General features: G+C 46.9%; 13 protein-coding genes and 1 pseudogene. 3 read left to right on the plus strand and 11 right to left on the minus strand.

Translation table 11 applies throughout. The annotated features are described in order from the left end of the window. Nucleotides 1-8: 8 nt before the first annotated feature. The 6 genes and pseudogenes from BM099_RS13605 to dinG form a co-directional block, all read right to left on the minus strand. The gene (locus tag BM099_RS13605; protein WP_090728670.1) at nucleotides 9-848 is read right to left on the minus strand and encodes an alpha/beta fold hydrolase; all 840 of its coding nucleotides are present in this window, start codon (nucleotides 846-848) and stop codon (nucleotides 9-11) included. 42 nt (nucleotides 849-890) lie between these two features. After that, nucleotides 891-1,337: a SixA phosphatase family protein gene (locus BM099_RS13610; protein WP_090728671.1), complete on the minus strand. Its 447-nt coding sequence runs from the start codon at nucleotides 1,335-1,337 to the stop codon at nucleotides 891-893. Continuing rightward, the gene (locus BM099_RS13615) at nucleotides 1,337-2,368 is read right to left on the minus strand and encodes an NAD(P)H-dependent glycerol-3-phosphate dehydrogenase (protein ID WP_090728672.1); all 1,032 of its coding nucleotides are present in this window, start codon (nucleotides 2,366-2,368) and stop codon (nucleotides 1,337-1,339) included. The genes BM099_RS13610 and BM099_RS13615 overlap by 1 nt, the downstream gene beginning before the upstream one ends. 20 nt (nucleotides 2,369-2,388) lie before the next feature. Beyond that, nucleotides 2,389-2,616, minus strand: coding sequence for a hypothetical protein (locus BM099_RS13620; RefSeq protein WP_090728673.1), 228 nt, complete (start codon nucleotides 2,614-2,616; stop codon nucleotides 2,389-2,391). Between the two features lie 277 nt (nucleotides 2,617-2,893). Then, nucleotides 2,894-4,102 (minus strand): annotated as a pseudogene (rhlB, locus tag BM099_RS13625) (ATP-dependent RNA helicase RhlB); the annotation flags it as partial. Between the two features lie 129 nt (nucleotides 4,103-4,231). Beyond that, on the minus strand, nucleotides 4,232-6,355 hold the full coding sequence (dinG, locus tag BM099_RS13630; RefSeq protein ID WP_090728675.1) for an ATP-dependent DNA helicase DinG: 2,124 nt from the start codon (nucleotides 6,353-6,355) through the stop codon (nucleotides 4,232-4,234). A gap of 122 nt (nucleotides 6,356-6,477) precedes the next feature. On the opposite strand from dinG, the gene lexA reads away from it, so the two are divergent. Beyond that, the gene (gene lexA, locus BM099_RS13635) at nucleotides 6,478-7,095 is read left to right on the plus strand and encodes a transcriptional repressor LexA (protein ID WP_425319911.1); all 618 of its coding nucleotides are present in this window, start codon (nucleotides 6,478-6,480) and stop codon (nucleotides 7,093-7,095) included. Then, the gene (locus BM099_RS13640; RefSeq protein ID WP_090728677.1) at nucleotides 7,092-7,556 is read left to right on the plus strand and encodes a cell division inhibitor SulA; all 465 of its coding nucleotides are present in this window, start codon (nucleotides 7,092-7,094) and stop codon (nucleotides 7,554-7,556) included. Before lexA ends, BM099_RS13640 begins: the two co-directional genes overlap by 4 nt. 91 nt (nucleotides 7,557-7,647) lie before the next feature. On the opposite strand, the gene BM099_RS13645 is transcribed toward BM099_RS13640, so the two are convergent. The 3 genes from BM099_RS13645 to topA are packed head-to-tail and all read right to left on the minus strand — an operon-like array spanning nucleotide 7,648 to nucleotide 11,097. After that, nucleotides 7,648-7,905: a hypothetical protein gene (locus BM099_RS13645; RefSeq protein ID WP_090728678.1), complete on the minus strand. Its 258-nt coding sequence runs from the start codon at nucleotides 7,903-7,905 to the stop codon at nucleotides 7,648-7,650. Continuing rightward, a complete protein-coding gene (locus BM099_RS13650) occupies nucleotides 7,899-8,426 on the minus strand; it encodes a DUF6586 family protein (RefSeq protein WP_090728679.1) in 528 nt (175 codons plus the stop codon). Before BM099_RS13650 ends, BM099_RS13645 begins: the two co-directional genes overlap by 7 nt. A 31-nt stretch (nucleotides 8,427-8,457) precedes the next feature. Next, nucleotides 8,458-11,097, minus strand: a complete 2,640-nt coding sequence (topA, locus tag BM099_RS13655) for a type I DNA topoisomerase (RefSeq protein ID WP_090728680.1) — start codon at nucleotides 11,095-11,097, stop codon at nucleotides 8,458-8,460. A 201-nt stretch (nucleotides 11,098-11,298) separates the two neighbouring features. Between topA and BM099_RS13660 the strand changes: the two genes are divergently transcribed. Next, complete coding sequence (locus BM099_RS13660) at nucleotides 11,299-12,006, plus strand: DNA topoisomerase I (protein ID WP_090728712.1); 708 nt, start codon at nucleotides 11,299-11,301, stop codon at nucleotides 12,004-12,006. Nucleotides 12,007-12,024: 18 nt separating this feature from the next. On the opposite strand, the gene BM099_RS13665 is transcribed toward BM099_RS13660, so the two are convergent. Together BM099_RS13665 and BM099_RS13670 are read right to left on the minus strand one after the other, a co-directional pair. Then, nucleotides 12,025-12,732, minus strand: coding sequence for an RluA family pseudouridine synthase (locus tag BM099_RS13665; protein WP_090728681.1), 708 nt, complete (start codon nucleotides 12,730-12,732; stop codon nucleotides 12,025-12,027). Then, entirely contained in the window at nucleotides 12,729-14,726 is a 1,998-nt protein-coding gene (locus BM099_RS13670; protein ID WP_090728682.1) for a DNA topoisomerase III, read from the minus strand. Before BM099_RS13670 ends, BM099_RS13665 begins: the two co-directional genes overlap by 4 nt. Between the last annotated feature and the right edge of the window lies 1 nt (nucleotide 14,727).

Raw genomic sequence — 14,727 nt, forward strand, 5'->3', positions numbered from 1 at the left:
AAAAACATTCACTGAATAACGTTTTTGATATCTTCAGCAATACTTTTAGCAGCCTTTGATTCCAAATGCAGGTGATGATTCCCCGGCAACAAAACAACTTTAACATCGGCTAGCTGAGCGATACGCGGCTGCCAGGATTCGTCATGTATTCCAGCATCGCCCAGATAAAGGATTACCGGCGCTGTCACTGACTGCAAAAACGCGCTCACCTGTGCTTCACTCATTCGCAAAAGGGAAGGCAACATCAATCCCGGGTCACTTCGCCAGACATATCCCTCCAACGTCTGCTTTAAACCTCTCTCAATAAGCCATTCAGCCGCCTGCCGACTAACAGGCCAGCGCCCCTGCATACGCACATTAATAGCCGTTTCTTTGTCAGGGTAAGGTCTGAGCTTTTTAGATTTCATCCGACGGCGCTTAACAATAGCATCCGCCATCAAGGCCGGTAATGCTTCCTCTGCATATACCATCGGCGCCAACCCCTCGATCAGAAAAAGCTTATCAACCCTATCAGGAAAAGCACCGGCAAATAAAGTGGCAATGCTGGCGCCCATGGAGTGACCAAGCAGCGTTACTTTTTCAAGACCAAGCTGATCCAACACCCGCAAAAGGTCACTGACATTATCCCAGATATAATAAGGCATTGATGCAGGGCGGTGATCGCTAAAGCCATGCCCCACAAAATCTAACGCTATAAAATGATAGTCACTGAAGTGCTGGCGCATTTCATGATACGTGGCAGCATTGTCTAACCAGCCATGCAGCGCAACAATAACTTTATCCTGCCCGACACCCGATTCCAGTGCATGCAGTGTTAAATCATCAAGTTGGAATTGTCTTTCATTCATAGTCAATAAAGTAGCAGAGCTGTAACAATAAAGCTTTAGAAATTATAAGGATAAACGTATAGCAGAGGCCCTTCCCGGCCAAAGAAGATCAAGCGTGACCAGTTGCCCAGGCAATAAGGGCTCAGGAAAACGCGTATTGCCCTCCAGAAGAAAACAGACGACATAACCAATAATAGGCTGATGCGTAACAACCAGCAGGTTCTCAACCCAATGCTCTTCCAGAGAATCCATTGCGTCACTCAGCGAAGCCTCGGGCGACCAACGATCATCAATCACCCACTCAACATCAGTCATACCTTCCAGCATTAACGCGGTAGTCTGCCTGGCGCGCGCATAAGAACTACTGATAACCCGCTGAACCGAAGCGAGCGGCGGTTGATAACGAACCCGCTGCTGCTCGACAAATGCAACCCCGGTAGGCGTAAGCTGACGCTCCATATCACTAACGGCATCCCAACTTGCCTCTCCGTGGCGCATCAGGATTAACACTAGAGCGTATCTCTGGGTAATACGAATTCCACATCAGAGCTCTGCTCATTCATCATCATCGCTTTAACGACCTCCTGAACATGCGCGCCATTAAAGACCACTTCATATAAACCGGAAACCAATGGCATATAGATCTCCAGCTCATCGGATTTTGCTTTGATGATACGAATCGTGTTGACCCCTTCTGCCACCTCACCCAATGACTTTACCGCTTCATCCAGAGTTTTACCGCTACCCAAGGCATAACCGACGCGGTAATTGCGGCTTAGTGGGGACATGCAGGTCACGATCAGATCCCCCACGCCGGCCAGTCCGAGAAACGTCATAGGATTGGCTCCCATACTCACTGCAAAACGACTCATTTCAGCGAGACTTCGGGTTATCAACATGCTTTTGGTATTTTCACCCACACCGAGTGCAGCACTCAGACCCGCCGCAATCGCGTAGATATTTTTCAATGTGCCACCCAGTTCTACGCCATACATATCAGTACTGGCATAGACCCGAAAATAAGACTGGTGCAATGCGGCCTGAACCTCAGAACGCAGAGCTTCATCATCACTGGCGATAACCGTCGCCGTGAGCTGATGACGAGCAACCTCTTTTGCCAGATTAGGGCCACTTAACACGCCTACCTTCGCGTCTGGTAGTTCATCTTTAAGAATTTCACTCATTAAACTAAAAGTATCGCCTTCAATACCTTTAGTCGTGCTAACTACCATTTGCCCGGCATGCAGAAATGGCTTTGCTTTGCGTACAACAGAACGAAAACTCGGGCTTGGAATGGAGACAAACACAAGCGAAGCACCTTTAACCGCTGCCTCAATATCAGTCGTCGCTTTCAATGATAGCGACAAAGGGTAATCGGGAAGATAGCGTGAATTAATATGCTGCTGATTTATTTCTTCCGCCCGGGCTGAGTCCCGCATCCATTGCGATACCTGGATCCCCTTCTCCGCCATTATATTTGCGATTACAGTCCCAAAACTGCCACCGCCTAACACAGCGACTTTCTGCTGCCCTGCTTGCATGCGTATACCCTTATTACAGATTAATCATTGTCCCGACGGTCATCAACACTATCTAACAGCTTATCGATACCTTTAAAAATATAAATAATAACGATATAAGAGAGTGCCGAAACCACCAAAAAAACCAGCAACTGCACGATATCACCGGTACGCTGATACCCAGCCACAGCTATAACAGCAAACAACGCACTCATAAAAATCGCTAGTATGCGTGCGATGAGGCCTGTTTTATGCCGATCCTCAGACATTACCGCTCTTCACCTTTATATTATCAACTTCTGTATTATCAATTTCTGCTGGCAACGATTCAGCTTGCTTTTCTTGCGGCGGCGCTGCCAAGTGCTCTTCTGAGGACGCCTCAGGCACAAGTTCAGGCTGATCGACCACATCGTCTACAGCGGCAGTATCAGGGCTGATGTTAGAGCCGGGGGCTGCATTAAGGCCAGAGGTTTCATTATTACTCAGCAGATTATCGGCCTGCTCAACCACAGCTGGCACTGAGTTCTTGTAGGCATTTGGATCTGCTAGTAACTCTTCACTCGGGTGTATACACTCTAATTTAACCCCCGTTTCTGCTTCTATTTCCGGGATCATAAAAGAGTCATTTTCGCAGGCAAAACAGATAGATGTTCCAGTAGCGCCTGCTCGGCCCGTGCGGCCTATACGATGCACATAATCCTCAGCATCTTCAGGCAATTGATAATTAACAACATGCGTTACACCATCAATATGAATACCACGCCCGGCAACATCCGTCGCTACCAGCACTTCTATTTTGCCACTTTTGAAGTCTTCGAGTGTTTTAACACGCTTGTGCTGCGGAATTTCGCCAGACATCAGCGCTGCTTTCACACCATCTCTCTTGAGCTTTTCTGCCAGATCCCGTGTTTCATGGCGACGGTTGCCAAACACAATGACACGCTCAATGTTATTCACACGGATATAGTTACGTAATAGTTTGTATTTTTCATGACTGGACACCAAAAAAACTTTCTGGCTGATATTGTCCGTCGAGCGACGCTCTGCTTCTATTTCAATCTGTACCGGCTCATGCGTCCACTGACGTGCCAGACTCATAATATCGTCTGTAAAGGTTGCGCTGTACAAAAGGGTTTGACGCTCATCCCCTTTGCGTGGCGTATTGCGGATAATGGTTCTGACATCCGGGATAAATCCCATACTCAGCATTCTGTCCGCCTCATCCAATACCAACACTTCGACGTTATGCAGATCTACTTCTTTAGAGCGCACAAAATCGATTAACCGACCCGGCGTTGCTACCAAAATACCAACGGGCCCGGCTTTCAGTTCTTTACGTTGTTTCTCGTAGTCCATACCGCCGACAATAGAGACAACATTAATATCTGTATACTTACATAACAGCACAGCATCAGCGGCTATCTGTAGTGCCAACTCACGTGTGGGCGCAATGATAAGTGCACGCGGCTCACCCTGACGCTGCTTATCTTCCAGCTGAAAATCAAGCAGATCGGTGATAATGCCTACCAAAAAAGCAGCCGTTTTACCGGTTCCTGTTTGCGCTTTACCGATGATATCTTTACCCGCCAGGGCCGGTTTAATCGTATCAGCCTGAATGGGTGTACAGTATTCAAAACCAAGGTCATGGATGGCATGCATTAACTTATCAGGCAATGAGAAATCATGAAAACGCTTCTTGCCTTCTTCGATGGCTACTGCGGAGTCATCGGGTGTCCAATCACTGCTTTTGTTCATAGGTTTACGAGCACGACCAGAAGAACGACGTTTGTTTTCGCGCTCACCTTTTTCTTTGGCGGCATCTTTAACGCTTGTCGTCTCATTCAGGTTACCCGGCTTTGATTCTTCCAATGTCATACTCACTTTTTAACTAATTTCACGACGAAAAGGAGGCAACGCATCCAGCAATTGCCGGCCATAACGGCGCGTCACTACACGTCTGTCTAATAAAATAACCCGACCACTGTCCTGCTCGGTACGTAAAAGCCGACCTGTTGCCTGCGTCAATCGCATTGACGCTTCCGGCACAGTCCACTCCATAAAAGCATTTCCACCCCTTTGCTCGATCCACTCCGCCATTGTCGCGTCGACCGGATCATCCGGGACACCAAATGGCAATTTAGTGATGATCACTTCTGTCAGATATTTTCCTGGCAGATCTACACCTTCAGCAAATGAGGCCAAGCCAAAAATGATACTGGATTTCTGCGTATCAATAACTTCTTTGTGCTTTCTGATAATTTCGTTCTTCGTCAGATCACCTTGCGCTAATACTTTACTACGAATCGTACTTTCAAGCTTTTCCAGTACAGTAAACATTTGCCGCCAAGAACTAAATAATACGAGGGTCGCAGTCGATTTTTCCAGATTCTGGTTGAGAAAACTGATCACCTCCTGCGTATGCTCCTCCGGCTTCCCGGGATCTGACAGCATACGGGGTACAGACAACACAGCAGCCTGCGGGTAATTAAACGGACTAGGCAAGCGCTCACACAGAACATCCTGCGGCAAGCCAAGCTCACTAATGACGCGATTAAAATGCCCCAGCGCCGTCATCGTAGCAGAAGTCAGTACCGCACCAAAACAACTACTCCACAGATGTTCCTGTAAGGTATCCGCCGCAGAAACCGGGCTGCTACGACATTCAAAGTCAAGCCCGTCACTACCATCAATCAGATTGATCCAGCGAGCCGTGGGCGCAAGCCCTTCAGGGTCGCTGACAGCATAACTTTTATTTAACCAGTACAGTGACTGCGCCCGCATCCACATCAGCCCCATACGTGGATACCAACGCTCGGCAACATCGCGGTTTATCTCTGGCACGCCACCGTCGAGTGCCTCTTTTAACACATCAACAATTTGCTCGGCCTTTAACATCCACTTTTCCGCCGCTGCCGCTATTTCAACGGCGGAATGTATCATTACCTCCGGCAATACTCCTTTTGGAAAGCGAAAGCGTTCAGAGGATGGACGCTGCACGCCATCTATAAGCATAGCCCTGAGATTACTCTGCAGCTGATCTAACGCCAGGTCGATATCCTGACGGGCCGGAGCCATGCGCTCTACATACTGCGCTAATACTGCATTGTTATCACACTCATCCAGCATCACATCCAGCTGCTTGACAGAAGACTTCAACCAACGCTGGGTACCTTTGACACGCATACTATATGCAAAATGCCCGGTCGCCTTGGATGAGAGGTGATGCGCTTCATCAAATATGTAAATCGTGTTGGCGGGTTCCGGCAAAATAGCACCACCGCCCAGCGAAAGGTCGGCCAGCACTAAATCATGGTTGGCAACTACTATATCCGCCTTGTCCATGGCATCCCGCGATTTATAAAAAGGACACACCGAGAAATTACTGCAACGCCTGTTAGTACAACGTGTATGATCACTGGTTAAGGGGGCCCAGCGACTGGCCTCTATCTCTAGCGCAAGGCTATCGCGATCACCGTCCCACTCACCTGACGCAAATTTACCCAGCAATTCCTGGTAAAAAGCCAACGATGCCGGATCTATTTGATGTTGAATCTCATCTTCATATAAGGCTATCTGGCCCGTCTGATGCTGGGAGTCCAATAGCTTTTCAGCCTGTGAGATACAAAAATAACGACCACGCCCTTTCGCCAGTACATAACGCACATTTTCACTTAACAGGCGGGCTACTTCCGGTAGATCTTTATTCAACAACTGCTCTTGCAGTGCCACGGTAGCCGTAGAGATCACTAATGATTTGGATTGTGATTTGGCAATCGGAATAGCGCTGAGCAGATAGGCCATCGTTTTACCGGTGCCTGTGCCCGCCTCAATCACACAAAGATGATTTCCATTAACCCGATCGCCTTTCTCATCCGTCTCGATTGTGCCGAGTGTCCGCGCAATATGCGCAATCATCATCTTCTGACCATAACGCGGTTTCATATCGTGATCAGCAAGAAATCGACGATAAGAGGCCTGAATAGAATTTTTGAGTGTGTCGCTGAGCAAGACGTACTACCTGAATAACTTTAGGCGTGGATCATACCAAGATACTGGATATATAAACAGAAAATTACTTTACATCACCTTCTTGCTGTATATAATCACAGATACTGTATAAATAAACAGGCATGATTATGAAACTAACAAAACGCCAAGAAGAAGTACTCGAGTGCATACGCGGGCATATCGATGCAACCGGATATCCTCCAACACGGGCTGAGATCGCTGCCGCATTGGGTTTCAAATCAGCTAATGCAGCAGAGGAGCACCTCAAAGCCCTGGCCAGAAAAGGGGCTATCGAAATCATTCCCGGTACCTCCAGAGGTATCCGCCTGCCAGAACTGGAAAGCGAATCTGAAGGTATCCCGGTGATTGGTCGTGTGGCGGCTGGCTCACCCATCCTTGCTCAGGAGCATATCGAAGAACACTGCACCATTTCAGCTGATTTTTTCCACCCGCCTGCCAACTACTTACTCAGAGTACACGGCACCAGCATGCGAGATATCGGCATCATGGATGGCGACCTACTGGCCGTACATCAATGCACAGAAGCACGAAATGGCCAGGTTGTGGTTGCCCGCATAGACGATGAAGTCACTGTAAAGCGCTTCAGGAAAGATGGCCATATGGTTTACCTGATAGCAGAAAATACCGAGTTCTCTCCCATCGAAATAGATCTGAGAAAACAAGAACTATCGATTGAAGGCTTAGGTGTAGGCGTGATCCGGCAGGGAGGTGATCTATGATACAAGTTCGCAACCATCGAGGTAGATCTCATCTTGGGCTATTGCCCAAAACTGAGAACAACCAGATCCATCAAAAAACGACTTCTGCGAAAGCTGACTTCGGCAAAATCACTGAAATAGTCACCAGCAGTGGCGAGCTAAATGATATCCCGCTGCTGATGCCGCTCTTGGCTCAACTCAGCCATGAAGACAGATGGTTCGCGTGGATTTCTCCCCCCGTCAACTTACCAAGATCGTTACTTGAGAATGCAGGCATCGACCTGAGCAAAGTCATTTTGCTCTACCCTGATGCGCAGCACTCCGTACTCCACCTGGCCAAAAAAGCACTCAGCGCCGGCACTTGTCATGCGGTGATCAGTTGGGCAGAGGAGATTTCAGAACACGAAATAAAGAATCTTGAGCAATCCGCCCAGCTTGGACGTAGTAATGGCATCCTCATACGAAGACGCCATCACCATTAAAACAAATGTGTGAAACAGTAGTTGGAAGTCAGGTGAAACTTAATGGACTTATTTAATGGACTTATTTAATGGGCTTATTTAATGGGCTTATTTAATGGACTACCGGCTTAGGAGGCCTGGATGCTTCCGCAGACTCCAGCGACAACTCAGACATCATTTTCGCGCCAGCAACCAGAATCATCCTTGCCAGCTCTTCAGACTGACCATTCAGACCATCTTTAACGCACTGAGATAAATTCACCGTTATTAACGGCTCCTCTTCCCCTGCTTTACGCATAGCGTATTCGCCAGAAGGAAGCCGTATAATTTCAAGCACCGTTTGCTCCAATACTTTTTTTTCGTCTACCACTCTTGCATATCCGAACGCAGGCGCTCTACTAATGAGCGAAACTCATTTAACCATAGCTTATATTCAGCCAGGATATCGCCATCTTCAGCATGGTTCGGATTGACCTGTACAACATGTATCTCCGAAATACTCACGGTATCACTGGCCACTGTAGAATGGTTGTCCATCGCCTTCCAGCACGCATCATAAGCTGCCAGCATCTTATGTAACCAACTGACTTCGCTCTGCTCAAGAATGGACAGCTCAGATCTTTCTGGCGATTCCTGTCCAGACTCCTCAAACATGCTTTCCAAGTCAGCCAGCCTACTGACCTTACTGGTATCAAAGCTATATCTCTCTGCCACTTCCCGCAAAAAAGAAGCGTAACCAGAAGCCAGATGAAACAAGATTGATTCGTTGTAAGATTCAATCTCGTTGTGCTTACTCCATTTCGTAGAGCTCTGCGCTACTGTTAAAGCATCCAAATGAATACGTGCAAAATTAATTTTCTGATTCGTCCTGACCAGATATACATTACTCATACACTACCTCTGTAAAATGACCATTTTCAGGCTATTTCTTTTTAGTCTTTGGCTCTTCCACCACCCAAGCATTACCCTGATAGAATGCACGCCATCCGGTTGCTTTGCCATTGACCTCGGTCATCACATACTGCTCCTTTGTCTTACGGCTATAACGTACAATAGTTTCATTGCCTTCGCTATCACGCTTTGGTGCACTGAACAGGAAGCTGTATTTAGGGTCAATTTCGGCCTGATGAGGCAGCAATTCAATAATTTTCGGTGCTCTTGTCTCACGGTTCCGAGGGAACTGGCTGGCAGCAAGAAACAGACCTGATGCACCGTCCCGAAGAATGTAAGTATCTTCAACTTTCTCACATGCCAATTCAGGCATAGGCACAGGATCCATTTTCGGTGGAGCCGCTTCGCCACTTTTTAATAACTTACGCGTATTTTTACATTCTTCATTAGTACAACCGAAAAACTTACCAAAACGGCCTGTTTTCAACTGCATTTCAGCACCGCATTTATCACATTCCAGCGAAGGGCCTTCATATCCTTTGAGGCGATAACTACCCTCTTCTACTTCATATCCCGGGCAGTCCGGGTTATTACCGCATACATGCAATTTACGATGCTTATCTACCAGATAACTATCCATGGCACTGTCGCAAATACTGCAACGATGCTTGTTACGTAAAATACGGGATTCTTCTTCTTCATCACCATCAACACTGACCACTTCATCGCCAGGCGTCAGGTTAATCGTCGCTTTACAACGCTCTTTAGGCGGTAAGCTATAACCAGAACAACCCAGAAAAACACCCGTACTGCCGGTGCGGATCGTCATATGACGGCCACAGTCAGGACAAGGGATATTAGTATCTGTGGGTGAGTTAGGTCGCATCCCCGTTTCTGGATCCTGCGCTTCTTCCAGTTTGCGAGTGAAGCCTCCATAAAAACGATCCAACAGAGCTTTCCACTCAGCCTCACCCTGAGCAATCTCATCCAGCGCATCTTCCATTCGGGCTGTGAAACTGTAATCCATAAGATCGGTAAAGTTTTCCGCCAAACGCTCAACAACGATATCGCCCATTTTACAAGCATAAAAACGACGATTCTGAATCTCTACATAACCGCGATCCTGAATCGTGGAGATTATAGAGGCATAGGTCGATGGACGTCCGATACCTTGCTTTTCAAGCTCTTTAACCAGGCTGGCTTCTGTAAACCGGGCAGTAGGCTTAGTAAAGTGCTGTTTAGGCTCAAGCGTTTTCATCTCAAGTTTTTCACCCGTTTTCACATCGGGCAAAATCACATCTTCATCGTTTTTCGCTTTGCTTTGCATCACGCGGGTATAACCATCAAAGCGCAAGATGCGACCTTTGGTAGTTAATTCAAAATCACCTGCTTTTACTGTAATGCGAGAGCTTGTGTATAAGGCAGGCGTCATCTGACAGGCTAAAAACTGACGCCTGATCAATTCATAAAGACGCTCGGCATCGCGTTCCATTCCAGCTAAAGAGGTCGCTTCTGTGTTTACATCACTTGGACGGATTGCCTCATGCGCTTCCTGAGCACCTTCTTTGCTGGAGTAGCGAATAGCTTCTTCAGGCAGGTATTTACTACCAAAATGATCGCCAATATACACACGACAGCTTTCAACTGCTTCAGCACTCAGATTGGTAGAGTCGGTACGCATATATGTGATGTAACCCGCCTCATAGAGACGCTGCGCCATCATCATGGTTTTCTTCACACCAAAGCCTAAGCGGGTACTGGCCGCTTGTTGCAATGTTGACGTGATAAAGGGAGCCGAAGGCTTACTGCTGGTCGGCCGGTCATCCCGGCTCAGCACTGTATATTCTGCGTCTTTTAGCGCGGCCAGATGGACATTCGTTTCTTTTTCCGATGCCGGACGAAATGCCTTTCCAGCTAGCCGAGCGACCTGTAAACGCAAAGCCGCATCGGCAGCCGTTATTGTATCTGCGTGAACTTCCCAAAACTCTTCAGGAATAAAAGCACGGATCTCTTTTTCCCGCTCAACGACTAATCGAACAGCGACAGATTGAACACGCCCTGCTGATAGCCCACGCGCAACTTTTTCCCATAGTAATGGCGACAGCATATACCCCACCACGCGATCAAGAAAACGTCGCGCCTGCTGTGCATTTACATGGTTCATATCCAGCGTACCCGGTGACTCAAACGCACTGGATATCGCTTTCTTGGTAATCTCATTGAAAACGACGCGACGATATCTATCATCGTCACCGCCAATCGCTTCTCTCAAGTGCCAGGCAATCGCTTCTCCCTCGCGATCCAAATCGGTCGCGAGATAGATAGTGTCTGCATCTTTTGCCAGGCGCCGCAGTTCTTCTACGACTTTCTCTTTACCGGGAAGAATTTCATAATGCGCTTCCCAGCCTTTCTCTGGGTTAACACCCATACGAGCAATGAGCTGCTCTTTGGCCTTCTTCGCTTTATAAATGACTTTTTCATCGGCAGGCATTTTTCGTGTCAAAGCAGCCTGTTTCGCACGTGCTTTTGGATCTGACTTTTGAGCACTACCGCTCGTAGGCAGATCACGGATATGACCTACACTCGATTTAACAACATATTCATTACCAAGATATTTATTAATCGTCTTAGCTTTTGCGGGCGACTCAACAATAACGAGCGACTTTCCCATAGGGTAACTATCCTCGGGCAGATACGGCACAATAAAAAATAGCGAGCATATATAAGTGCTAATACAACTCGGGTCAAGCAAGTCTCATAAAAAAACCAATAAGTAGTATACTCAGTTAATCAGAAATAACTTGCATACCTGCTTTAACAACGGTGTCTTCTGACTATATAATTCATGGACTTAGCGAGGCAGTTGCATAACATGTTGCAAGATAACCTGATTTATATAGTCATCATAGCTCTAATTGGCGCAATTGCGCTCGGCATTAGCCATTTCATTTCACAGCGAGAGCACAATGCAATCGTTAAAAGTGAGCGTTTAACCTGGCTACGCAAGCAAGCTTTTTACACACTTGACGCCATTGCAACACTCAAAGCGGCTGGCTGCAAGCCGGAAATTCTTGAAAAACTAAATCAGCATGCCATGCTACAAATTGAAGAGATCAGCATGCTAGCCCCTGATTCTGACCTTATGACAGAAGTTAATAATCAAAAAGAAACAGCGGATCGAACACCTCCCGGGCAAGGTGTTTTCAACAGTGACAAAGATCTGAAACGCTTCAAAATTTATGTCAATTTTACTGAAAAACTACTCGCAGAAATGCTTAAAAAAGGCAAACTTTCTACCATTTTAGCCGAGAATTACGCACAGGAATTATACTGGTTGAACATATCAATCGTAGCCGATGCGCATATGCATCAAGCACAACAATTTCTGACTCAAGATGAAAAGCTGCTCGCCCTCTCGCACATGAAACATGCCAAGGCCGTCATAGTACGCGCTATGGTGCCACAACAGAAAAAGCAGCCCAAACTTGATCTTATACAACCACAAATTAATGCTATTCAACCCCGCAAAGTCAATCAGGGCGGGGCTTTAGCAGACTCGCTGGATAACTTTCTTAAATAGCTTTCTTAAATTGCTTTCTCAAAAAGGACAGGCACACTCTGCCACCATCCTCTTACCTGTGACAGGGTGGTCAAACGCCAGTGTTAACGCATGCAATAATAAACATCCCGACGCTGCCCGCGTTTGTTCAGTACCATAAAGATCGCAACCTAAAATAGGATGCCCCAGCTCTTGGCTGTGTACCCGTAACTGGTGAGTACGCCCCGTATGGGGCTTAAATAATACTCGGCTTGCATTGGAGTGTTGCAAGCGCTGCAATACTTCAAAATGGCTAACCGCTGGTTTACCGCTTTCATGACAGATTTTCATCAACGGAAAATTCGGCGGATCTTTAGCAATAGGAGCATCAATAGTCCCCTGATCATCAACGATATGACCCGATAATATGCTGATGTAAGTTTTTACAACGGTGCGATCTTGAAATTGTTTTGTCAGAATAGCATTCACTTTTTTATTTAACGCCAGCAACATGATGCCAGAGGTACCAAAATCGAGTCGGTGCAGCAGGGTTGCAGTCGGAAAATCCTGCACCAGCCGAAAGTGAACCGAATCTTTATTTAATGGATTTTTACCTGATAAGCTCAGCAACCCGCTGGGCTTATTGATCAAAAGAATATGCTCATCCTGATAGAGTATTTCTATTTTCTCGTGACAGACAGGTGCAACAAAAGTATCAACAGGGGTTGAAACTGGGATTGAATCAGAAGTTGAATCAGGAGTACTCATGATCTTTTCCTCACACCCGGCTTTTTTACCGCAGAAGCTCTTTTGCTTACTGCCGGTTTTTTTCTACGCGGCCTCACCATCGCTTTTCCTTTGCCCTGCAGTCCGTCAAACCGGACGGCGCCGACCTCTTCTATTAATTCCCGCAAACTGAGTGCCATCGGTTGCATAAAATGGTTATATGCCAGCTCTCTTTGACTGATCGCCTCTAATTGCGACTCCCAATGAGCAGTCATATCCGGATGTGTCATATTTTCAGGCAAACTAGTGATCAATTGACGCCCCACATCAGTGGCTCTGATCTCTTTTCCGCTACGGGTTAAAAATTGACGTGTGAAAAGTAATTCAATAATACCGGCACGCGTCGCCTCTGTACCCAGTCCATCTGTCTCGCGGAGTACTTTTTTAATCACAGGATCGCTGACAAACCGCGCAATGCCCGTCATGGCGGCTAACAGTGTCGCATCCGTAAAGTGCTTCGGCGGACTGGTTTGCTTCTCATCCACATGAGCCTCGGTGCACAAGACTGCATCGCCTTGCTGAACATCAGGGAGCCTGACGCCCGAAAAAGCCTCCTCAGCCGATTCGCCAGGACTGCTATCAGAGGTTTTAGAACGATTACCAGACGATTTACTTTGTGGAAACAGCGTTTTCCAGCCCTCTGCCAGCACATCCTTTTGTTTTGCAATAAATAATCCACCGCTCACTTCTGTATCGATCTGTTTATCCATATATTCAAAAGGAGGATAAAACTGAATCAGGTACTGGCGTGCAATCAGCTCATACAGATTAGCTTCCCCTGAGCTTAAGCGGCTACTATCAACAGATTTAGCGGTGGGTATGATGGCGTGATGAGCACTTATTTTTGCATCGTTCCACGCTTTACTTTTTAAGCGAAGATCCGCTTTAGCAACGGCATCGCTGAGCTTATGGCAGGTTTTAGCTATCGCCGCCGTCACTTGCTGTGCCCCACTGTAATGCTCCATCGGCAAATAGCGGCAATCAGAACGCGGATAGGTAATTAATTTATGTTTTTCGTACAATTGCTGGCACAGATCCAACACCTGCTTGGCGCTCAACCCATACCTTTTAGCAGCATCAATCTGCAACGCAGAGAGATTATAAGGTAAAGGCGCAGGCTGCTTCTTTTTACCTTGCTGCACCTTTTTAACCGTCCCGTTTTGATCTACAACGCGCGCCACAACATTATCTGCCAACTTACGGGAAAGCACCCGCCCATCCTCATCCATGAAGGACTCACAAGCCTCACTGGGTTTCCATTTCGCCTGATAGCGTTCACCTGCAGCTGTTTTAAGAGTAACAAATACCTCATAAAACGGTTTTGAGACAAAACCTTCAATTTCAAGGTCACGATGCACAACCAAGCCTAACAAGGGGGTTTGTACCCGTCCTATCGATAAAACACCGTTAAAGCCTGATTTCTGCCCTTGCAAGGTACACAGCCGTGTCATATTGATGCCATATAACCAGTCGGCTCTGGCACGCGCTAACGCGGAAGTTGCCAGTGAAATAAATTCGCTATTATCCCGGAGGTTGTTCAGAGACTTTTTTACCGCATTGATATTTAAATCGCTAATCAGGCAGCGTTTTGCAGCGGCGCGCTTGCTAGCAGAAACACCACTGAAACTAATCACTTCATCGACTAGAATTTGCCCTTCTCGATCCGGGTCACCCACATTAACCAGAACATCCGCCTGCTTAATCAGTTTTTTCAAAATAGTGAACTGTTTTTTTGTTTTCGGTTTTACTTCCAGCTTCCACTGATCAGGCACAATAGGAAGGTGCGCTATGCTCCACTTTTTAAAAACCGGATCATAAGACTCTGGCTGTGCCTGCTCTAACAGATGTCCGATACACCAACTGACGACATCACCCTTTCCCACATAGATACAACCATCACCTTTTTTGTGTGGTGTAGGCAGTGCATCAGCAATAGCACGACCAAGACTTGGCTTTTCAGCAATATATAAAATCATG

The organism is Neptunomonas qingdaonensis, from assembly GCF_900113275.1.
In the GTDB taxonomy this organism is placed as follows: domain Bacteria; phylum Pseudomonadota; class Gammaproteobacteria; order Pseudomonadales; family Balneatricaceae; genus Neptunomonas; species Neptunomonas qingdaonensis.